At 36.4% G+C, this 21716-nt stretch carries 24 protein-coding genes, 1 tRNA gene and 1 pseudogene; 8 read left to right on the top strand and 18 right to left on the bottom strand.

The annotated features are described in order from the left end of the window. Positions 1-648: 648 nt before the first annotated feature. On the bottom strand, positions 649-906 hold the full coding sequence (locus JR050_RS11630; protein ID WP_204203676.1) for a hypothetical protein: 258 nt from the start codon (positions 904-906) through the stop codon (positions 649-651). A gap of 116 nt (positions 907-1022) precedes the next feature. On the opposite strand from JR050_RS11630, the gene JR050_RS11635 reads away from it, so the two are divergent. Continuing rightward, entirely contained in the window at positions 1023-1172 is a 150-nt protein-coding gene (locus tag JR050_RS11635) for a small acid-soluble spore protein P (RefSeq protein WP_149219090.1), read from the top strand. Here the strand turns inward: JR050_RS11635 and selA are convergent, their stop codons facing one another. Beyond that, entirely contained in the window at positions 1173-2573 is a 1401-nt protein-coding gene (gene selA, locus JR050_RS11640) for an L-seryl-tRNA(Sec) selenium transferase (protein ID WP_204203677.1), read from the bottom strand. A gap of 157 nt (positions 2574-2730) precedes the next feature. Between selA and JR050_RS11645 the strand changes: the two genes are divergently transcribed. Next, on the top strand, positions 2731-3129 hold the full coding sequence (locus JR050_RS11645; protein ID WP_204203678.1) for an Hsp20/alpha crystallin family protein: 399 nt from the start codon (positions 2731-2733) through the stop codon (positions 3127-3129). A gap of 115 nt (positions 3130-3244) precedes the next feature. On the opposite strand, the gene JR050_RS20430 is transcribed toward JR050_RS11645, so the two are convergent. Further along, complete coding sequence (locus JR050_RS20430; protein ID WP_346726752.1) at positions 3245-3478, bottom strand: SelT/SelW/SelH family (seleno)protein; 234 nt, start codon at positions 3476-3478, stop codon at positions 3245-3247. Between the two features lie 140 nt (positions 3479-3618). Between JR050_RS20430 and selD the strand changes: the two genes are divergently transcribed. Next, on the top strand, positions 3619-4671 hold the full coding sequence (gene selD / locus JR050_RS11655; RefSeq protein ID WP_239454330.1) for a selenide, water dikinase SelD: 1053 nt from the start codon (positions 3619-3621) through the stop codon (positions 4669-4671). A 14-nt stretch (positions 4672-4685) separates the two neighbouring features. Here selD and JR050_RS11660 read toward each other — a convergent pair whose 3' ends face one another. The 6 genes from JR050_RS11660 to selB form a co-directional block, all read right to left on the bottom strand. Beyond that, on the bottom strand, positions 4686-4952 hold the full coding sequence (locus tag JR050_RS11660) for a hypothetical protein (RefSeq protein ID WP_204203679.1): 267 nt from the start codon (positions 4950-4952) through the stop codon (positions 4686-4688). A 153-nt stretch (positions 4953-5105) separates the two neighbouring features. Further along, on the bottom strand, positions 5106-5837 hold the full coding sequence (gene phnC, locus JR050_RS11665) for a phosphonate ABC transporter ATP-binding protein (protein ID WP_204203680.1): 732 nt from the start codon (positions 5835-5837) through the stop codon (positions 5106-5108). Further along, positions 5837-6592: a phosphonate ABC transporter, permease protein PhnE gene (phnE, locus tag JR050_RS11670; protein WP_346726747.1), complete on the bottom strand. Its 756-nt coding sequence runs from the start codon at positions 6590-6592 to the stop codon at positions 5837-5839. The genes phnC and phnE overlap by 1 nt, the downstream gene beginning before the upstream one ends. A 16-nt stretch (positions 6593-6608) precedes the next feature. Then, the gene (gene phnD / locus JR050_RS11675; protein WP_204203681.1) at positions 6609-7511 is read right to left on the bottom strand and encodes a phosphate/phosphite/phosphonate ABC transporter substrate-binding protein; all 903 of its coding nucleotides are present in this window, start codon (positions 7509-7511) and stop codon (positions 6609-6611) included. Between the two features lie 74 nt (positions 7512-7585). Further along, positions 7586-8590, bottom strand: a complete 1005-nt coding sequence (locus JR050_RS11680; RefSeq protein ID WP_204203682.1) for a glycosyltransferase family 4 protein — start codon at positions 8588-8590, stop codon at positions 7586-7588. Beyond that, positions 8583-10478 (bottom strand): selenocysteine-specific translation elongation factor, encoded by a 1896-nt coding sequence (gene selB / locus JR050_RS11685; protein ID WP_204203683.1) that lies wholly within the window; start codon positions 10476-10478, stop codon positions 8583-8585. Before selB ends, JR050_RS11680 begins: the two co-directional genes overlap by 8 nt. 172 nt (positions 10479-10650) lie before the next feature. Between selB and JR050_RS11690 the strand changes: the two genes are divergently transcribed. After that, positions 10651-10747, top strand: a tRNA-Sec gene (locus JR050_RS11690). A 322-nt stretch (positions 10748-11069) separates the two neighbouring features. On the opposite strand, the pseudogene JR050_RS11695 reads toward JR050_RS11690, so the two are convergent. Then, positions 11070-11307 (bottom strand): annotated as a pseudogene (locus tag JR050_RS11695) (YqaE/Pmp3 family membrane protein). Positions 11308-11551: 244 nt separating this feature from the next. Here JR050_RS11695 and JR050_RS20330 point away from each other — a divergent pair. After that, positions 11552-11722: a DUF8096 family protein gene (locus JR050_RS20330; RefSeq protein ID WP_239454332.1), complete on the top strand. Its 171-nt coding sequence runs from the start codon at positions 11552-11554 to the stop codon at positions 11720-11722. A gap of 245 nt (positions 11723-11967) precedes the next feature. Then, on the top strand, positions 11968-13134 hold the full coding sequence (locus JR050_RS20705; protein WP_346726748.1) for a GGDEF domain-containing protein: 1167 nt from the start codon (positions 11968-11970) through the stop codon (positions 13132-13134). 184 nt (positions 13135-13318) lie between these two features. Here the strand turns inward: JR050_RS20705 and JR050_RS20845 are convergent, their stop codons facing one another. After that, positions 13319-13504 carry a peptidoglycan-binding domain-containing protein gene (locus tag JR050_RS20845; protein ID WP_204203952.1) on the bottom strand — a complete coding sequence of 62 codons (186 nt, stop codon included), beginning with the start codon at positions 13502-13504 and terminating at the stop codon, positions 13319-13321. A 171-nt stretch (positions 13505-13675) separates the two neighbouring features. Between JR050_RS20845 and JR050_RS11710 the strand changes: the two genes are divergently transcribed. Then, on the top strand, positions 13676-14185 hold the full coding sequence (locus JR050_RS11710) for a hypothetical protein (protein ID WP_204203685.1): 510 nt from the start codon (positions 13676-13678) through the stop codon (positions 14183-14185). A gap of 21 nt (positions 14186-14206) precedes the next feature. On the opposite strand, the gene nadE is transcribed toward JR050_RS11710, so the two are convergent. From nadE to JR050_RS11735, 5 genes are all read right to left on the bottom strand, one after another. Next, positions 14207-15034 carry an NAD(+) synthase gene (nadE, locus tag JR050_RS11715; protein WP_204203686.1) on the bottom strand — a complete coding sequence of 276 codons (828 nt, stop codon included), beginning with the start codon at positions 15032-15034 and terminating at the stop codon, positions 14207-14209. 12 nt (positions 15035-15046) lie between these two features. Further along, positions 15047-15661: a nicotinate (nicotinamide) nucleotide adenylyltransferase gene (nadD, locus tag JR050_RS11720; protein ID WP_204203687.1), complete on the bottom strand. Its 615-nt coding sequence runs from the start codon at positions 15659-15661 to the stop codon at positions 15047-15049. Between the two features lie 26 nt (positions 15662-15687). Beyond that, positions 15688-17163 carry a nicotinate phosphoribosyltransferase gene (locus JR050_RS11725; protein WP_204203688.1) on the bottom strand — a complete coding sequence of 492 codons (1476 nt, stop codon included), beginning with the start codon at positions 17161-17163 and terminating at the stop codon, positions 15688-15690. Between the two features lie 55 nt (positions 17164-17218). Further along, the gene (locus JR050_RS11730; RefSeq protein ID WP_204203689.1) at positions 17219-17767 is read right to left on the bottom strand and encodes a cysteine hydrolase family protein; all 549 of its coding nucleotides are present in this window, start codon (positions 17765-17767) and stop codon (positions 17219-17221) included. 61 nt (positions 17768-17828) lie between these two features. After that, positions 17829-18605 carry an NUDIX domain-containing protein gene (locus tag JR050_RS11735; protein ID WP_204203690.1) on the bottom strand — a complete coding sequence of 259 codons (777 nt, stop codon included), beginning with the start codon at positions 18603-18605 and terminating at the stop codon, positions 17829-17831. A 354-nt stretch (positions 18606-18959) separates the two neighbouring features. Between JR050_RS11735 and JR050_RS11740 the strand changes: the two genes are divergently transcribed. Next, positions 18960-19169 carry a methionine aminopeptidase gene (locus JR050_RS11740; RefSeq protein ID WP_204203691.1) on the top strand — a complete coding sequence of 70 codons (210 nt, stop codon included), beginning with the start codon at positions 18960-18962 and terminating at the stop codon, positions 19167-19169. A 138-nt stretch (positions 19170-19307) separates the two neighbouring features. Here JR050_RS11740 and JR050_RS11745 read toward each other — a convergent pair whose 3' ends face one another. After that, positions 19308-20570, bottom strand: a complete 1263-nt coding sequence (locus tag JR050_RS11745; protein WP_204203692.1) for a glutamate-5-semialdehyde dehydrogenase — start codon at positions 20568-20570, stop codon at positions 19308-19310. A gap of 18 nt (positions 20571-20588) precedes the next feature. Beyond that, positions 20589-21701, bottom strand: a complete 1113-nt coding sequence (proB, locus tag JR050_RS11750) for a glutamate 5-kinase (RefSeq protein WP_204203693.1) — start codon at positions 21699-21701, stop codon at positions 20589-20591. Positions 21702-21716 lie beyond the last annotated feature (15 nt).

Consider the following 21716-nt stretch of genomic DNA (forward strand, 5'->3'; position numbering starts at 1 on the left):
GCATGTATTAGGCACGCCGCCAGCGTTCGTCCTGAGCCAGGATCAAACTCTCCAATAAAGTGTTTGATTGCTCATTTACTTGCTGGCTATCTATTTAAATAGATAGTTTTAAAAATTTTTGCGTTGGTTAGAAACCAACACGCTTGACGTTTTGTTTAGTTTTCAAAGAACTTGTCTCACCGCTTAACTGGCGGACTATTAATATATCATGTTTCGGTAATAACATTCAATATGAACTTTTTTCCAATTTCTCAACTCTTTCTTTTAAAAGAGCAGATAATTACTATATCATGGCCTGCATTAAGTTTCCATGTGCAATTTTTTCCAAACTCACTCGAAAGCAAGATAGATTCTCTTAAACTACCAAAAGGACATTCTTCCGTTTTTCTAAATACTATAAAAATATTAGAAGAAGTAACACTTTGTTAAGAGAAGAAAACAACTATAACACGTTTTTCACCAATTACACAACATGAAGTTTTTTCCAGTTATTCCAGTATCGCTTCAAACATTTACAGTTGAGTTATTAACCTTAACGGTATTTATTAGGATATCCTAACAAGTCGTTTTACAAAAGAATTGCTATCCTTTATATGTTTTTTGGATAAACACAAATAAACTGCCGCACATTCACGGCAGTTTTAATTTCTAATGCTGATTCACTTCATTCACAATAGACTGAATGTCTTGCTGAAATTTAGCTAGTTGGTTCTTTTGAGTTTCAGAAGCTACTTCTAATGCATTTGTAATTTGTCCATATGCTTCGTTAATTTCACTTTTCAAGTGATTTAACTGAACTCCATAGTCACCACTTGTCACATCAATAGCTTGTGCGAGGTCCATTACTTCTTTCGTTCCTTGTTGCGCAGCTTGGAAAGCTTGCTGTTTATCCTTTTGATATGGCATAATGTTCTCCCCTTCATGGAAATTGTACTTTCATATTCTTCTCTATTGTTCAAGTAATCATTCGAAGAATAAAAATCGTATTTAATTTCATCCTATATATGAAGGAGGGATAACACATGACTAATAAAAACGATCATAAGGATATGGTTCGAAATTCACCAAAAGGTCAACATAGCGCAGGTCAACCCGAGCCGCTAAGTGGATCAAAAAAGGTGAAAAACCGCAATCACACTCGTCAAAAGCACAACTCTGGACATGATATGTAATTAAGCAAGATCAACTAACGCTTGCAGAATTACTTCGATTTCCTCATCTTGTAAAGTACGGAAATCAAATAAAACTTTGTCGTATTTTACTCTAGTTATAATACTTGTGGAATATAGGCGGAGTTCTCTTGATAGAGTCTCCGCATTTTTCCGTTCGTGCGATACTTCTGCTACAAAAGTTGGAAGCTCAACATCAGGAAGTGTACCACCGCCCACTTGCGAAAATGCTTCTCGAACCTCAACTTTAAACTGACCTCCAGTTAGCTTTGATCCGAAACGTTCAGCACGTTCTTTAATTACCATAGGCTCCACTAGCAAATCACGGATAACAGGAATGTCTTGCATCTTATGTTTGCCTTTGAGATAAGCAACGAGAGTAGCTTCTAAAGCAGCAAACGTTAGCTTATCAACACGCAACACTCGTGCCAGTTGATGTTTTTTTAATTTATCAATATATTTTTTCTTCCCAGCAATGATTCCCGCTTGTGGACCACCTAGTAGCTTGTCTCCACTAAACGAAACGATATCAGCCCCTTGCTTTATCACTTCATCTACAACAGTTTCATCACCTATTCCGTGTTTCCTGAAGTCGTATAAAGCCCCGCTACCTAAATCTTCATAATATATAATATCAGAATGTTTTTGAGCTAATTCAATTAAATCTTCAGTACTTACACTTTTCGTAAACCCAATCGTTTTGAAGTTACTCGTATGTACTTTCATTAGCATTTTTGTCTCTTCACTGATCGCATTTTCATAATCAAATAGGTGTGTTTTATTTGTTGTCCCCACCTCGATTAAATTAGCACCACTTTCCTCCATAATGGAAGAAATTCTAAACGAGCCACCAATCTCAACTAATTGACCTCTTGAGACAATAACTTCTTTGTCCTTTGCTAAAGCACGTAAAATCAAATACACAGCTGCTGCATTATTGTTTACGACCATTGCGGCTTCAGCTCCAGTTACCTCTTTAATAACCTTTTCAATAATATCGTGTCTAGATCCGCGCTCACCTTGTTCAATTTTATATTCTAAATTTGAATAATGGGTAGCGATCCTTACAACATGCTCTATTGCCTCTTTACTTAATCTAGCACGTCCTAGATTTGTATGTAGAATCGTCCCCGTTGCATTAATCACTTTTTTCAAAAAGCACTGACCGTACTCGTTTGCATCTTTTTCTAGTTCATCAAAAATATACGTGATAAAGTCTATTTTCGTCGGTTCACTTTTTTCAAATGTTCCTGCTAATAATTGTTCACGTATTTTATTTAAGGATTGTTGAGTCAACAAAGTTAATTTTTCTTGATCAAGCTTTAAGCTATTTTGTATGTCAGCAAAGCGCTCATGCTTTTGCAACTCATGAATTGGTGGTAAATATCTTAAGAATTGTTTCAAAACGTCCCCTCCGTATCTTGTCCTATCATTATAAATGGCTTTCAATCTTTACTCAAACTAACATAATAAAATTTTTCATATGTTCCCTACTAAAGTCCCACACAATTACTTGAAAGGCTGAATAAGATATTCATAAGACCAAGTTGGGGGGCTTGTAATGGATGAAGAAAAAAAGGAAGAAAAGCTACTAGATGTAGATGGAATTGAGGAATGGATGACCCAGTTTATCATTGACCCATTTTTTGATGGAAATGCTGATGGGATTCGTATGGAATTGTTCGAGACTGATTCTTCATACATTATAGAAGCAATTGTTCCAGGATTTCATAGACGTGAGATCATGATAAAAGTAGTGCAGGACGGTATTCATATATATTTTATAAAAGATGGTACCGAAATAAGGCGCTTTGTAAACCTCCCCTTCTCTCTATGCAAAAAGAGAATAACTGCCTCACTCGAACACAATATACTCGAAATCATGATTCATAAAAACAAGAAACAATTATCAAATTCAATGTCTCGTCATATAAAAATAAAGGAAGGAAGAAACCGATAATAAGGCTTCTTCCTTTTTTACATTTGGCTTTTCTCATAGCGCACTGTTATTTCGAACAAGTCAAGAACAACCTATATTGACCTAACAACGTTGACCAAAATGAATAAGCCTTACACTAACGAGACATTGTTTCAATAATTTCAGTTTCAGTAGGAAATCTTCCAACATCTAGTTTTGAAAAAACCTTCTCCCCATCAACAGTTACTTCAAACGCTCCACCTGTACTTGGTACTAATTCAAGGTTTTCAATTTCATGACGAAAATGAGAAAATAATTCTTCTGCGAGACCCGCAGCTTTTGGTGCGAAGTTTCACATCATACAAAATTCGATTTTCACTTTGTAACTCATCATATTGCCCCCTTAAGAACATTCTTTATCTCTATTTTAGTACAAGTTTATGTTTGAATCAAAATATAAAGTGATTTTAAACCATATTATTTGGAAAAATAGAAGGAGAACTTATATACTATGAACAGGGGGTGCGAATAATGAGTAATAAAAATGTTCGTCTAACACAATTATCCTCAAAGGCTGGTTGAGGATGTAAAATTGGTCCAAGTGACCTTGCGCAAGTTTTGCGTCAATTACCTGAAAGAGAATATGATCCAAACCTTCTAGTAGGTCTTGATACATCAGATGATGCTGGAGTATATAAATTAACGGAAGATATCGCGATTATTCAAACAGTCGATTATTTCACTCCAGTAGTGGATGATCCATATATGTTTGGTCAAATTGCTGCAGCAAACGCTTTGAGTGACGTGTATGCAATGGGTGGAAAACCTAAAACGGTTATGAATATCGTTGGCTTCCCTATAAAAGAATTAGGACCTGACGTATTGGCTGAGATTCTAAAAGGTGCTGCTGATAAAACGAAGGAATCTGGAGCCCTTATTGTTGGTGGTCATTCCATTGATGATAAAGAGCCTAAATTCGGTCTTTCTGTAACAGGATTAGTTCATCCAGACAAAATCCTTAAAAATGTCGGGGCAAAGCCAGGAGATGTACTAGTTCTCACGAAGCCAATTGGAGTTGGAATCATGACAACTGGTGTGAAGCGTGATGCGGTTACACCTGAGCAACTTCAAAAAGTGACAGATACAATGGCTACTTTAAACAAGGTTGCAGCTGAGTGCTTAGAAGGATTAAACCCAAATGCAGGTACAGATGTTACGGGCTTTGGTCTTTTAGGACATGCTAGTGAAATTGCAAGAGGCAGTGATGTTAGCTTAACGATTTACTACAACCAAGTACCTCTTCTCGATGGTACGGAAGAGCTTGCTAAAAAAGGCATTATTCCTGGTGGTACAAAGTCAAACTATAGCTGGCTTAGTGAATCAGTTCAGTATAGTGCTGATTTAACAGAAGAAGAAAAGCTTATTCTTTGTGATGCTGTCACTTCTGGTGGTCTGCTCGTAAGTTTGCCGAAAGATGAAGCAGAAGCTTACGTTCAAAAGCTACATGAAAATGGCGTTGTTGAAGCCGCTATTGTCGGTGAAGTTACAGAAAAACGTGATTGCTGTTTATACGCAGAAAAATAAGAAACAGGGAGACCTTAATTCCAAGGTCTCCCTGTTTTTATAATAAGCTTTTGGATGAGTATAGTAAGGAAAGCCACTCCGAAAAATGTGATGACAAAAAAGAATGGTGAACTAGTAATCCCAAATGCTACTTCTTTTGATAAAGTTTGAACATTTCCAAACTCGTTAGAAAACCCAGGTTTGTAATTCCATGTTTTTATAAAACCAATTGCAAAAGACCCAAGTATATAAATGGTGTGTACCACTAATGAAATGATTAATCCCCTCACAACTACCTTCATATAAGTCCCCTTTTACTCCCTAATAGAGCTAATCAATTATGATATCAAAAACTCCCCTTTATACCAGAATTACTCCTCCCCCATATAAAAAATGTAAACGAAGTGTATGAAAAGTGAAATAAAAAACGAGAACTCACATAGTAGTTTCTCGTTTTAATAAATATTCTCTAAATCCCCTTGTGTTAACTCATCTGGTTTCCCGTCAAAGACTACTTTACCATTAGCAACCCCAATGATCCTCGTTGCAAAATCTTTTGCTAATTTTACATCATGCAAGTTGATAATCATTGTTATATGATCTTGATCATTAATTTCTTTTAGAAGAGACATGACTGAAATAGATGTAGTCGGGTCCAAACTTGCAACAGGCTCATCACCTAAAATAATCTTCGGCTTTTGCACAAGTGCCCTTGCAATCGCAACTCGTTGTCGTTGACCACCACTAAGCTGACTCACGCGATTTTCTGCAAAATCCTTAAGACCAACTCGCTCTAACGCAAGAAGTGCTCGCTCTTTTTCTTCTTTTGTAAAAAGAAAGAACAATGCTCGGCCCAACGAGATGTTACCAAGGCTGCCTACAAGGACATTTGTTAATGTTGAAAGCCTGTCAATTAAGTTAAACGATTGAAAGATCATCCCAATCGAGCTTCTATAATGACGAAGTTTTTCACCTTTGTATCCGATGACACTTTCACCATTGTAACTTACATCACCACTCGTCGGTTCAACAAGGCGGTTTATACAACGTATTAACGTTGATTTTCCCGCTCCACTTAAACCTAGCACGGCAACAAACTCACCTTGCTCTATCGTAAAATTTATATCTTGCAGTGCAGGTCTATCAGATTTTTTATATTGTTTTTGTAATTGATTAACTTCGAGCATTATATCACCTTCTTACGTATCCACGCGCCAGTGAAATCAACAATCATAACAAGAACCATGATAAAGATTACTTCTGTAGCAACCATTTGGTAGTTAGCAATTTTGAAATCGACGAAAAGCATACTACCAATACCGCCTCCTCCAATAAAGCCTAAAATAAGAGATGCTCTTATCCCAACTTCAAGTCGATAAAAATAATTGGATAAGATATTGGGAATAATTTGCGGCAAGATACCGTACGTCGTAATCAACACTCTCTTCGCACCAACTGATCGTACCGCTTCCTGTGGTCCTTCATCAGATGCTTCAATGAGTTCTGAAATTAACTTTCCGAGAACTCCAATATTATGAAGTGCAATGGCGAGGACGGCTGGAAATGGACCTAATCCGAAAGTAGGTACTAACAGAAGACCAAATACAATTTCAGGAACTGATCGAAAAAAGTTTAATATCCATCTGGTCGTTGTATAAACCCACCTTGCAGGAGCCGTATTCCAAGCTCCTAAAAAACTCAATGGTAATGCAAAAATCAACCCTAAAAACGTCCCCATTACCGCAATTTGTAACGTAATGACAGATGCTTCAAGTGCATATTTTGCATTTGTAAAATCTGGTGGCCACCATTGTGTTTGTAAGAAGTCGATTGTTTTCCCTATGTCTAAAAATTCCCTAAAGGAAAATTCAACTCCATAGCCACTCCATAAAAGAATAGCCGCTGACAACACTGCCAACGACCATTTATTCATGTGTTTCATGTACTACACCTTCTTTTTAATTTGCAGCTGCTTGTTTTTTGGCTTCTCTAATACTTTCGTAATCAGAATCTGTTGCTTTCGTAAAACCTGATGCTGCAAATGCATCTAATATCTCTTTATCTTCTACCCTTAAGAAGGCATCTTGAATTTTTGCTACAAGCTCATCATCTACTGCTTTACTCACTGCCCAAGGATATTGGAAAAGCTTCTCAGATTCCCAGATAACTTTATAATCATCGCCAATTTTTCCATTCTTTTTCAATGTATTAAAAATGGCACTATCGATTGCACCTGCATCCACTTGGTTGTTTGCTACAGCAATAGCTGTTGCATCATGTCCACCAGTATATAATACTTGTTCAAATTGATGTTCATTTTGGTTTGTGAACACACCTTGTTCCTTTAATTCGATACTCGGAATTAAAGAACCCGAAGTTGAAGATGGATCACCAAATGCAAAGTTCAATTCCTTACTTTTTGCCACTAAATCATCTATTGATTGTAATGGTGAATCCTTATGTGTAATGATGTACGAATAGTAGAATGGCTCACCATCTATTAATTGTGTCATAATTGCTCTTGCACCACTTTGTTCATTAGCATCAATATAAGTGGCTGGGCCAAAATATGCCATGTTTACATCATCATAGTTCATTGCTTGAACAACTGCCTGGTAATCAGGATAAACCGTTACCTTTACTGGCATATCTAGTTCTGCTTCGAAGTGTTTTGATAACTTATCCATAGCGACCTGCATATTACCTTGGTTTAATGTTGGAATTACCCCAACAACTAATTCCTCAAGTTCTGCAGTTTCTGTTCCCGTTTTTGCTTCTTCTTTTTCAACCTTCTCTTCTCCGCCACATGCGGCTAAAACAAGAAGAACTACAATTGAAAGCATTCCCCAAAACTTTTTCATTTACATAACCCCCTATTTAATAACTAAACCTTACTTATCATAAAAAAACTTATTACTTTTGTCTATTAATTCGCTCAGACTAGTTGGTTATATAAAGCGATATAATGTTCAATTTCTTTCTCAAGGGAATGATGGTCTAAGATATATTGTTTTGCGCATTGAGTTAACTGATTAGTCTTTACGACGTCTGTTAGAAGAGAATAAGCCATTTCTACAAACTCTGATTTATTAGTAAACACCAATCCTGTTCTATTATGATCAACGACACTAATATTTCCTTCGTTATTTCTTACTAACACAGGACATCCACAGTACATCGCTTCCATAATTGAAGAAGGTTGCCCTTCTGATATAGACGTGTTTATCGTTAAATCAGCTTGCTCGTACAGCGACTTCATTTGCGAAAAGGGTACATCCTCTAAAAAGTGAACCCAATCATGATTTTGACAGAGACGTAAAACTTCTTTCGAAACTTCCTCTTCAATAACCACTCCAGCAATGATGAATTGTAAATCAGGAAAATGCATTTTTAGCCCTTGAATTTCATCCCACACATAAAGTGGGTCTTTAACTGCCCTTAGCCCTGCTGGTAATAGGATGATTGGTTTACCGGCAGGAACCTCCAGCGAAAGCTTTTGTTCGTTTTCAAACCATACACTTTGGGGGATAATTTCAACTGAACTGTTCGGATACGCAGCTAGTACCTTTTCTTTACCATCTTGTGTAAATACTGAAATGAAAGCTGCCCCTTCTATCATTTTCTTCATTTCTTCTAGCTGAGCAGGATTGGCTAAATCATGGTTAATATCTGTACCACCGTTTGTAAGAATGTAAGGTTTGTCTAGCGGAAGCTCCCGGCACATATTCCATTTAGCAAAGCGATACAGATGCAAAATATGGTATATCTCGCATTCTTTTAGTATTTCCTCTTTTTTATCTGTCCATCTTTCTTCTAAATAAGGAAATACATGAACATCAATTCCTGCCTCTTTTAAACCATGAACAATTCTTTTGGTTGTCGTTGCATTTCCTCTGTTACTTTTATAATAAGGCGTAAAAAAGGCTATTTTCTTATTCAATCGTATCTCTCACCCATACTCGATTTTGTTCTTCTCTACGTGTAATTTCTAATGCATCAAAAAGCTCCATCAATGGTATTAAGTATTTCCTTGAAAGATCTAGACTATCCTTTGCCACTTTTAAATCAAACGTGTTCTCAGTAGCTGCTCGTAGCTTCTTAATAGCCATTTCTAGGTTTTCTCTCGTAATCGCATTTTTTTCATCAAGGAAATACAGTTTATTCGTTGTTTTTAAGTAATGTTTTAATTCTTCCAGTACATCCTTTGGAATGCCTGACGCATTGCCATACTCTTCCCACGTTTTTACATTGAGTCCATCTTGTTGAATACTACTCATCAGTGATTCAATTCGCTTTTTCCAGCTTGGTGGATATGATGGTTCATAGTCCATTGTTGCAACGAACTGACTTTGTTTTTGTAAAAGGTTGTTTTGTAAGCCTTCATCTATTACTGTCGTTACCCATTCCTTTGGTACTTGATGACTAAGCACAGCAACAAGCTCTGCTTTACTCATACCAAATCGTAATGGATATTTTTCTTGGTATCCTTTTAACTGTTCATTAGCTTTTTGCAATAAAGAATCCTTTTCTGATTGTAAAGTAAACCCCTGCATCATTTCGATTAAATCATCCGAATCTTGTTTCAGTTCTTCAAGTTGCTCTTCCTTAAGAGAAGTTAATTGTAAAAGTTCTTTCTTCGGTAAGTATTTCTTTTCCTTTAATATGTCGATTACACGTTGAGTAGGCGTTCCTTCTTTTTTATTATGAAGCATTTGAATCGTTTCTTCACCGAATCGATATTTCTGACCATGTGGATCGAGGACCCATCCTCCTCCGATTGTCTCTGTTGGCGTAGGTCTTCTTAAAATAAATCGGTCACCACGTTTTGTTACAACATCTTCATCCAGTCGTAATTGACAAAGTACTTCCCCGCTCGCACCTGTCGCTTCATTTCGATCAAAGAAAATGATTTTCCCCATTACTTCTGAAGTTCCTAAGTGAAGCTTTATCGGTGTACGTTGTTTAATTGGATGCTTTAAGCTCTGTACGAAGGAAAGTGAAATATCAATCGTATTGGTAACAACGAAGTGCTCTTTATCAACAAGAACATCTCCACGTTCGATTTGATCCTTTGTTATATTGGATAGGTTAATTGCAACACGTTGCCCAGCAACTGCTTTTTCAGCCGGCTTATGGTGAACTTGTAGTTGTCGAGCCTTTGTCTCTTCTCGCGAGGGTAGGATCATTAACGTTTGGCCCTCAATTACAGTTCCTTCATATACTGTTCCCCTCACAACTGTACCTTGACCTTTTACGGTAAACACCTGGTCAATTGGTAGACGGAACGCACCACTCGCATTTCTCATCTCAAGTTGTTCGAGTTCTTCTTTTATTTTAGCTCGTAATTGGTCAATTCCAATACTTTTTAAACTATCTACTAATATAATGGGAGAATCTGCAAATACTGTACCTTGCAGTTGCTCCTTAATTTCTTCTTCTACAAGGTCTACAAACTCTTCATCTACCTTATCAATTTTAGAGACAGCAACAATACCTTTTTTAATGCCTAGAAATGATAAAATATCTAAATGTTCCTTTGTTTGCGGCATAACTCCTTCATCTGCCGCAACCACAAGGATAACTAAGTCAATTCCAGCAACCCCTGCAATCATTTGACGAATAAATCGTTCATGCCCTGGAACGTCAATGACAGAGGCTGATATGTTGTCTCCTAACTCTAGTGGAGCAAAACCTAATTCTATTGAAATTTGTCTCTCTTTTTCTTCCTTGAGACGATCTGTATCTACATTTGTTAATGCTTTCGTTAATGACGTCTTACCATGGTCAATATGACCCGCCATCCCAACTGTAAAATAATGCTTGTCCACGTATGCTCACTTCCTTCATCTAATCCAACCTTAACTTTACATGGAATAAACGATTGTTTCAAGCAGAAGCAACGTGATTTTAGTACAATAAGAAATCTCCTTAATTAATAGGTAAATAATTTCCTCTTGATTTGGTAAAACAACAGAGTTATACTATTAAAGTTCCTTAAATGGGGCTGAATGGGGTACTGGTGTCCCCCTCGGTCTTCAAAACCGCATGTGAGGCGCGTGCCGTCTCAGGTGGGTTCGATTCCCACGCAGTCCCGCCAAAGTATGTTTCCAAAATGAAATTACATATTAATAGCGCGAAATAAAATATATAGCCACCATTCATAATTAGAATGGTGGCTTTTTTATGTCAAACAGTACTATTTTCAACTATATTAATATTAATTATGTAGCAAATTCGCGGGTACTAATCGTCAAACCCTATTTTACGGATATTTGTAAATAATATTGGTTTTACACTACACACCCTTTAATAATTACCTCAGGTTTCTTGATCCTATGATATCAGCTATTACTCTAAAAGTTATCTCCGCAACTATTCCTTATGTACTTAAAGACAAGAATCCCCCCCCTTTAGGCGGCTTATTCTTGTCTTTTAACAATGATGAAAATACTATTTGGCTTATTTATATCGTTCCATCATTTGTACTTGCTTCTTTAAACGATTATCCGCTTTTTTATCATGTACAACGAGTATTGCATGAATTGCACCAGGTATATAGAAGAATAAGCATAAGACAAAGTTTAATAGTGCTTGAACGGGTCTCCCCACAAATAAAACAGCTACAGGTGGTAACAATATGGCTAATAGGTATAACATATAATCTCCTCCAATAAAGGTAAATTGTTATTTTACTTACTTTATATACGAATTATCTTTAAGGATGTTTCAAACAGAATTAAAAACTTTATTAGTTGGAGTATGACAGCTTTTCATTTTCATGGCCAGCACCACTAATAGTAAAAAATATGATCATCTACCACTTTGTCAAAGTATGTTTGTCAAACTTTCAACCAAGCTTTAAATATGGTTCCCTTTCTGTTATTCTAACTTGGGTGATAAAATGACAAATGAGAACAGATATGATTTAGAGAAAGTGTATGATTTCAAAGAACTTCCTGATAAAAACAGCGGCCGGTGTGATAATTGTGGTAATACTTTATTTAAGTCCTCTGTGAATGCAGGGATATTCTTGCGTGAATGTCGGCAGTGTGGAATGAAGAAAAGTATATAATTAGAAATAAGTTCAGCAGAGAAATTTGACTTTCTCTGCTGTTTTTATTCTAGCTTCCAAGATTAAAAATTAATTTACTACTCACTTCATAGTCTAAAATACTTATTTTCCATAAAAGAAAGTTTCAATAATAGGTAATAGGTTGTAGAAATATTCATTCAAGTTCTTTAAAATTAAAAGAGATGAATACTACATATTCGGTTACAAAAAGTAACCTTCAGAACTTATTGGAGGCTGTGAACACGGTGAAGCTTTTACTAAAAAATGGGACTCCTTTTGTGTTAATCGTACTACTACTATCATTAAGTGTTTATTTTTCTACTATCTTATCCACCCTACCCGCAACTTCTATTTCTATTTTTCAATATGTTCTATTGGGTTTAATTGCTATGTTGTTAGGTCTTGGGTACGGATTTAATAAATTAAAAGTCTTTTATTTAGGAATCCATGTTCTTGTAATGTTCTTTTTCCTAAAGGAGTATTTGTTCGATTTACATCCTTCTTTTCAAGAAATTGTTTTACCTTATGTAATTGCCCTCAACATTGCAATCATTCTCATGATTAAGGACGGTGCAGTATTATCTATTCAAGGTAAGGCTGTTGCTTTTTTTCTAATGTTTGAAGCATTACTTGTTTATATATTTTATAAAAATATATTGAGCTTTTTATTAGTCCAGTCCTTTCCTTTTCAGTTGAAGTTTATTCAGATCCCTGACTACTCTGCACTATTTTTTTTAATCATCTTAATGATTTACATTCTTAACATCGTCAGGTCTTTCACTACTTATAAAGTATTTCTTTTAGGGTCTATTATCGCAATTCTATTGAGTCTCCCTATAGACAACAATATAGGTTCACAGCTCTTCTTAATAACCAGTTCGATTTTATTATTACTTGCTGTTGTATTTAGAACCTATGCTATGGCCTACATAGACGAGTTAACTAAAATCCCATCGAGGCGGATGCTAAAAGTAGACTTAATGAAGCTTGGGAGCAAATACTCGATCGCCATGTTAGATATTGATTTCTTCAAGAAGTTTAATGATAAATATGGTCATGATGTTGGCGATGACGTGCTCATCCTTGTTGCAAAAGGGTTAATGAATGTAACAGGGGGCGGAAAGGCATATCGTTATGGTGGAGAAGAATTCACCATTGTTTTTCCCAAAAAAAATAGTGAAGATGTACTTTCTCATTTAGAGGATTTACGAGAGAAGATTTCTAAAAAAGAGTATCTATATAAGAAAAAGAATAGAAGTGGGGACACTAGTATCCAGAAATTAAAGGTAACTATTAGTATCGGTGTTGCCGAGAAACAAGGCAAAACAAAGTCTCCTTCTGAAGTACTAAAGGCAGCGGACAAAGCATTATATCGCGCAAAGAAGAAAGGTCGAAATTGTGTAAGTAAATGATTCATCCAAATCATATTCTCAATCAGCTTTATGGCGTTGCTAGTTACAACGCCTTTTTCATCTCTAAAACATATATTTTCCTAACTCACCCGAATCGTAATAACCTGTCCCGCATAAACGAAATTTGGGTTCAGTATTTGCGGATTCACCTTTAAAATATCCTGCACAGACAATCTAAACCAGATCACAATTTCATAGAAAGAATACCAGGGCGTACAATATATTGTGCAAGTTTCGGTCTTACTTCACATTGAAATCCTAATGACATCCATGTATCCGGATCTACATATCCAGTAACCTCTAGCTCTCTTATATTTTGTTGCCTTGTTATAACAGCATTCTGTATCAGTGGTCCATATATGCCGTCAATTGCACCTTAATAAATTTCTAAGATTTTTAATAATTGTATTGTATTTCAACGCTATAGTGTAAAGTGTATCCCGAGGTTGAAAACATACCCGTTATAATAGCCTTTCTCCTAGAAAAAAACTTCACTTAATTTCATACTTTTCTGATAATATAGTATTGGAGGTGTAATAAAATGGTAGATGATAAAAAAAATAGTATTGCTCTTGCCCTCACAACACTTGGGATATTAGCAATAGTAATTGGCATTATTTTAGGGATTTCCTCTAGTATTAGTAATGACCCATACATAGAAGGAGAGTTAGTTCAGTCCAGTTTTGGGTGGGGAATAGCCATTAATGGTATTATTGTGGGTATCTTATTTCTTGGTTTTGCTGAGATTATTAAATTATTACAAGGAATTTATAACCAGCAGCGCTATCAAAATGGCTTATATGAACAATTATCAACAGATAGAAAAGAATCTTCGAATAGTAGGGATGCAAGTTCTGATATAGTTTCAGATCAAGAGCGACATGAAATTACAGAATACTTTCATGCTGATAAAGTAGAAGAAATTAAACGTACCTCTCAAGAGGATATTTACCTAGTAACAGTTAATCAGCAAAAAGTGGTTGTAGAATTAGGCGGATTTAAACCTGTTGTCATACCAGAGGAAAAAGCTAAAGAATTAGGAATACTATAAAAGCAGCCTCTTGGGGCTGCTCTACTTTTTCCACCAATCATCAAACATCGTTGCTGGTAATTGGCGTTTATGCTCAGTCATCAAGTAACGATTCTCAAGCTTTGCTTGTGATTCGACTGATATCGTTTTTCCTTCAAGGTAGTCATCAATTTCTTCATACGACATTCCTAATTCGGTTTCGTCTGTTTGCAGGGGTTTTTGATCTAATAAATCGGCTGTTGGAGCTTTTAAGTATAATTGTTCTCCTGCACCAAGCTCCTGCAATAATGCTCTGCCTTGTCGTTTACTTAACCCGCTTAAAGGTAAAAGGTCTGCCCCTCCGTCCCCATATTTTGTAAAGAATCCTGTAATTGCTTCAGCTGCATGGTCTGTTCCGACAACTAATAGTCCGTATTGTCCACCTATTGCATATTGAGCAATCATTCTCATTCTAGCTTTTACGTTACCTTTATTAAAATCAGATAATGACTCGTCAGCTGTAGTGTGATAATCATCAGCAACAGCATCAACTGCATTGAAAATATTAAACGTCATTTGGCGGTCAGGTCTAATAAATTGCAATGCCGCTTGTGCATCCTCTTCATCTTGTTGTGTGCCATACGGTAAGCGTACCGCAATAAACGTAGCCTCTTTTCCCTCACTGCGCAGTTCCTCTACTGCCATCTGACATAAACGACCCGCTAGAGTAGAGTCCTGGCCACCACTTATACCTAATACAAATCCCTTCGCCTTAGAAGTGTGTAGATAGTTTTTCAGAAAATCCACTCTTGCTCTAATTTCTTCTTTTGGGTGAATTACAGGCTTTACGTGTAATTGTGCAATGATTTTACTTTGTATGCTTTCAGACATGATAAACCCCTCCTATTTATACAGCAAATGTTGTTTAATATAGTTATAGCAGCTTTCAGGAAGTAAATAACGAGGCTCACCGTCAAGTGCAAACTCTTCACGGATATAAGTTGAACTAATTTCCATCGCTAAGCCCTTATCTATTAAATGAAACGTGTTTCCGTCATCATGATTACGTAGTAATGGTGATCTGCCAATTGTTTTTAGCATATCTATTCCGTCACGAGCCATGACTATAAAACGGTTTTCTTTAACAAGCAGCTCTTCATTTCCCCATTTCCCATCACCAATATCAACAAGTAGGTCCGCACCCATAATAAAGAAAATTTCATCATTTGCAAACTTATTTTTGTAATGTTTTAAAGTTTCATATGTTGTAATTTTCCAAGCTTCTTGCTTCATTTCGTAATCATCTGCGATAAATCTATCATTCTCCTCAATCGCTAATTGAACCATGTTCCATCTATGTTCGTCTTCTGTGTTCATCGTTTTGTCTTTACGTTTACTTGAACAAGGTAAAAAAATGACTTGATCTAAGTGACAGCGATGCGCAACTGTACTTGCCGTCCAGAGGTGTACATTTGTAATCGGATCGAATGAAGAGCCGTAAATCCCTATTCTCGCCATGTTTGAAAACTCCTTTTCGAGAAAACTTACTTACTTGCAATCATCTCTTCTACTTTCAGTTTCACTTCCTCAATTTTCTTCATCTTGTTATTCCAACATTCTTGACTTAAATCAACCGGGTATTCTTCTGGCATAGTAGGTCGTTTATATTCATCCCACAGTAATTCTAAGTTTTCCTTTACAAACACTCGTATCTCTTCGAGAGTCGGGATTGTGTAGACTAACTTTCCTTTTTCAAAAATCGTATGATGTAGCTCTTTTGCCTCAAAGTTTGTGACAAATTTGCTTATATACGTATGAACTGGATGGAACATTTTGAGACGCTTTTCTTGCTCGGGTTTCTCGTGTTCTAATGCAATATAATCTCCTTCAGATTTCTGATTTACCTTATTGATAATTCTATAAACTTTTTTACGGCCTGGTGTTAAAACCTTTTCTGGATTACCACTTATTTTTATCGTATCAACCATTTCACCATTTTCATCTTCAATTGCAACTAGCTTATATACAGCACCTAATGCTGGTTGATCATATGCCGTAATTAGCTTTGTTCCAATCCCCCAAACATCGATACGTGCTCCTTGAGCTTTTAAGTTCATAATTGTATATTCATCTAAATCATTAGAAGCCGCAATTTTCACATGCTTAAATCCAGCTTCATCTAGCATTTTTCTGGCTTCCTTTGACAAATAAGCTAAATCTCCACTATCTAAGCGAATACCTTTAAAGTTAATATTTTCTCCTTCTTCTTTTGCAACACGAATAGCATTTGGTACTCCAGACTTTAGCGTATCGTACGTATCTACTAAAAATGTACAATCTTTGTCCTTTTGTCTAGCAGCATATTTTTTAAAGGCTGTGTATTCATCACGGTACGCTTGCACCATAGAGTGAGCATGAGTTCCAGACACAGGAATTCCAAATAGCTTACCTGCCCTTACATTTGAAGTTGAATCAAAGCCAGCAATATAGGCAGCTCTCGTACCCCATATTGCCGCATCCATTTCTTGTGCTCTTCTCGTACCAAATTCCATCGCAATATCATTTCCCACAACTTGCTTAATACGAGAAGCTTTTGTCGCAATTAACGTTTGATAGTTAATAATATTTAGTAACGGTGTTTCGATTAGTTGAACCTCAGCTAATGGGGCTGTAATACGTAGTATCGGTTCATTAGCGAAAACTAGGTCCCCTTCTCTCATTGACTGCAGTGTCCCTGTAAATCGAACACTTTTTAAATAATCAAGAAAATCTTCCTTATACCCCTCTTCTCTTAGGTACTCGATATCCGAATCGGTGAACTTAAATTCTTCTAGAAACTGGATAATTCTTTCTAATCCTGCAAAGATCGCATATCCGTTTTTAAATGGCAATTTTCTAAAATATAGTTCAAACACAGCTTCTTTATTATGAAAGCCATCATACCAATATGCCTCAGCCATATTTATTTGATATAAATCAGTATGCAGCGCTAAACTATCATCCGTGAATTTTGTCATCATTATGACCTCCCATTGTTGATTCAGTTTATAACACCCGCTACTTTCCTTTGTCCTGTTAAATTACTTCTGCTCCAATCGAACCAGTAAAGTGTCCTAATGCCCACTCATGACCTGCTTGGTTAAAGCTCGCCACTGCATCTTTGTATACGACCACTTTAAAGCCTTTATTGTAAGCATCTACAGCTGTGTGCAGAACACAAATGTCTGTACACACACCTACTAAATGTACTTCCTGAATTCCACGTTCTCGTAATTTGATTTCAAGATCTGTACCGGCAAAAGCTGAATATCTTGTTTTATCCATCCAATATACATTTTGGTCATCTTTAGACGATTGATAAACATCATTTAACTTTCCGTATAAATCTCGTCCTTCTGTATGCTCAATGTTATGTGGTGGAAAAAGCTTCGTTTCTGGGTGAAACTCATCATTTTCTTTATGCATATCAATTGCAAACACAACGTAATGACCATTGTTAATAAAATCTTCCGTAACTTTTACAATTGAACTCTCAATTTCTTGTCCTGGTACTCCACAAGTAAGTGCCCCATTTGTTGCAACAAAATCATTTGTGTAATCAATGTTAAGTAACGCCTTTTTCATCTTTCATTCCCCCATTTTTACTATTGATGTTTTGATAATTGTTAATCAATAAATACAAATATTAATACCTCGCTGTATAGATCGGCTTCACTATTTCCATATCTATAAATTCATACAGTTGTGCAGGTGATTTAGAAGTACGTTGTGTTTTTTTGCCTTCAACTTGTTTGATAAAAGGAAGTGACTTAATCTTGCGTGCAAATCCTGCTTCACTTGCAATCGCTGTATCGTTTGTAACTGTAAGCAAAACTGCCTGCAATTCCGAATACGTAAATTCTTTCGGTAAAAATCTTCTTGCGATTGTTGTTTGAAGTAGATCATTCGTAATCATTGAAACTGCATCTTGTATAATTTCTCGATGGTCAAACGCTAAGTCTAAATTAAACACTTCTTCAATCGAAAATAATTCAACTTCATCTGCATCATCATTTGCCTCTCTTGAAGAAAGTGAATGATCAGGTACAATTGCATAATGCCCATTAGTTATAATCCAACCCCTAGGATCTCTTCCTGGCTTATCGTATATCCCAAAATGCTTTATGTGAATCCCTTTAACTCCAGTTTCTTCTTCTAACTCACGCTTTGCTGCTTCGAAGGCTGATTCATCCTCTTGAACAAATCCACCAGGCAAGGCCCACTTTCCAGCCTCAATATTTATGTGACCCTCATCATTAATCACAGATCGTTTTATAAGCATTAGCTTTAATGTCATATGTGGTGGTTTGTATTCTTCGACCTTTTCAGAAACAATTGTAAAAACTGCGATATCAGATGTATAACCATCAGGAGTTCGATATCTTTTTACATCGTATTGCTTTAGTGCATCCTCGTTTGACATTTTCTCCACCCTTCACTTCTGTATAATTAACAATATGTTAATCGTTAATTTATTTATATGCTATTTTTTAACAATTGTCAACGTTTCATACATATTTTTTAGCGTTTCTTCGGTCTCGGCCATATAAAATAACTGACATAAAAAAGAAAAGCAATAACTAATACTACCGTCCACACATTCAGTATTGAAAAAAGGGCTTTATTACTTCCATCTTAATAAAAAAATGCATAAATTGGAATAATCATCCTAATTTAAAACCAAACTAAAATAAATACTTGTCTGACATCATGTCGTTGATCGCAGAAAGATTAAAGTCTTTTATAAGCCAAGGAAAATTTGTTTGAGGTGATGATAATGGGGTTATTGAATTCCATAACTGAATGGAATAAAGCTCGGCAAGAAAAGCATGTGTCGAATATGAAAGAAAAGGGCTATTGTCCACAGTGCTATGGGAAAGGATTTCACGCATATCCTGGGCATGAGTTTTCATTTTATACTGCATCGCTTGATTGCCCTGGCTGTGATGGAAGTGGATTATATGCAGATTGGGAAGCATTAAGTTAGAATAATTTTGCTGAAATGTTGTAAACTATCAATAGGATCTCTTCCGAAACATTCGCTTGTTGCGGGACACTTAACCATGTACGGGTCGGAAGAGATCCTTTTTTAACCCCAAACATTTGATGTTTGGGGTTTTTACTTTTATTCTCTTATTTGTCCTGTTCCGGACATTAAATATTTAACTGTCGTTAATGCAGGTAGCCCCATCGGACCGCGGGCATGAAGCTTTTGAGTCGAAATTCCGATTTCAGCACCAAATCCTAATGCCCCACCATCTGTAAAACGTGTAGAAGCATTATGATAAATGGCAGCCGCATCTACCTGTGACATAAAGTATTTTGCCGTTTCGGCATTATCGGTAATTACGGCTTCAGAGTGCTTCGTACCATACTGATCGATATGATCAATTGCTTCATCGACACTTTTTACTGTTTTAATGGCGATTCCTAATCCTAAGTACTCTTCAGCCCAGTCTTTCTCCGTCGCTAAGGATGCCATTGGAAATGAATTAACTACTGCCTCATCACCAAAAACATCAATCCCTTGCTCTTTTAACATTTCAAACAATTGTTTGTGATGTACATTAAACCACTCTTCATGAACAATAAGTGTTTCTGCTGCGTTGCATACAGCTGGCCTGTCTGTTTTCGCATTGATGAATATCGGCAAGGCTTTATTAATATCTGCATTTGCATCAATATAAATATGACAATTCCCTACTCCTGTTTCTAATACTGGAACCGTTGCATTGTTTACAACAGCAGAGATTAATGAAGCACCACCTCTAGGGATTAAGACGTCAATGTGTTCCTTCATCGTAAATAGCTGCTTTGTTACTTCACGATTTGTTGACGAGATAAACTGTACCGCTTCTTTAGGGATTCTTGTTTCCTCAAGAGCATTATGCATGATTTGTACAATCATTTTGTTAGACTCTAAGGCAGACGAGCCTCCTTTTAAGATCACAGCATTCCCTGACTTCAAAGCAAGACCAGTTGCATCAACAGTTACATTTGGTCTCGCTTCGTAGATCATTCCAATTACTCCAAGCGGAACGGTCACTGTATCGACCTTTAACCCGTTTTCCAGTGTCCAGCTAGATTTTACAATTCCCGTTGGATCCTCTAGCTCAGCAACTTGACACAAACCATCAGCAAAATCATTAATTCTCTCATGTGTTAACGTTAATCGATCGATAAGAGCGGAAGTGAAATTTGCTTTCTCTCCTTTTATCAAATCAAGTTTATTAGCTTTAAGTATAAGATTAGCATTTTTCTTTAACATACTAGCTACATGAAGAATCGCTTCATTTTTTTCTTCCGTTGATAGTAGATTTAGTATTTTCGCTGCTTTCTTTGCTTCTATTGCTTGCTGTTCAATTAAATTTGTTGTGGCAATAGACATCTAATACCTCCTTTATTTTTAAACTCCTACTGGTAGTGAAACTCCCAATTGACATACTAAATCATCGTAGTCGACAATTTGATTTCCTCTTTTATAGTCCATAGTTTCTAATTGTTCTGATGAGTATTTAGAAACCCCTAACCCAATCGAAATATGATTGTTATCCATAATTTTAACGACTGCACCTTGTTCAAATGTACCTTCTATTTGTGTTACTCCAGATAAACAAAGACTCTTTTTTTCCTTTACGATTTCATCTCGTCCATGTTTATTTACGACAATAACTCCTTTAGGTCCTGAATGAAATGCGATCCATTGTTTCTTTTGCGTTAGATTCACTACTTCATCTTTTGGTTCAAAGTAAGTACCTTTTGCTTTCCCTTGGATCGCCTCAATAAGTATGTTCGGCACTCCTGCTTTTCCTAAAAAGGTTTTAAGACCAGATGCCATTGCAATTTTCACTGCATCTATTTTAGATTTCATTCCACCTGTACCGACAGAACTTCCAGGTTCTCCTGCAGCTGCTTCTATTTGAGGTGTTATGACGTGTACCTTTTCAAGTAATTTAGCATGTTCATTTTTTCGAGGGTCATCATCATAAAGACCCTCGATATCAGATAGAATCATTAACTGAGCAGCACCTATTAAACCTGCTACCTTCGCAGATAGTGTGTCATTATCACCAAACTTCAAACGATCGACTGTAACCGTATCATTTTCATTAACAATCGGGATAATACCTCGTTCTAGTAATACATTTAATGTGTTTCGTACGTTTAAATAACGATTTTCATCTGAAAAGTCACTTCTTGTGATTAAAATTTGTGAGGCAACATAACCGTGAGATAAAAACAATTCAGAGTATGCTTCCATTAGTAATCCTTGACCAATAGAAGCAGCCGCTTGCTTCTCTGGAAGTTTATCCGGTCTCTCTAAAAATCCTAGTTTTCTATATCCTGCAGCGACGGCTCCAGATGATACAAGTAACACTTCATGGCCTGCATCCTTTAACTGAACAATTTCATCTACGAGTCGTTCTAGTTTTTTTCTGCTTATTTCTCCATGTAAACTCGTTAATGAGCTACTTCCAATTTTTATGACGATTCGAAGCTTACTGGCTTCAGAAATCATGTTATCACTCCTGTA

The organism is Bacillus suaedaesalsae (assembly GCF_016890225.1).
Classification (GTDB): Bacteria; Bacillota; Bacilli; order Bacillales; family SA4; genus Bacillus_BS; species Bacillus_BS suaedaesalsae.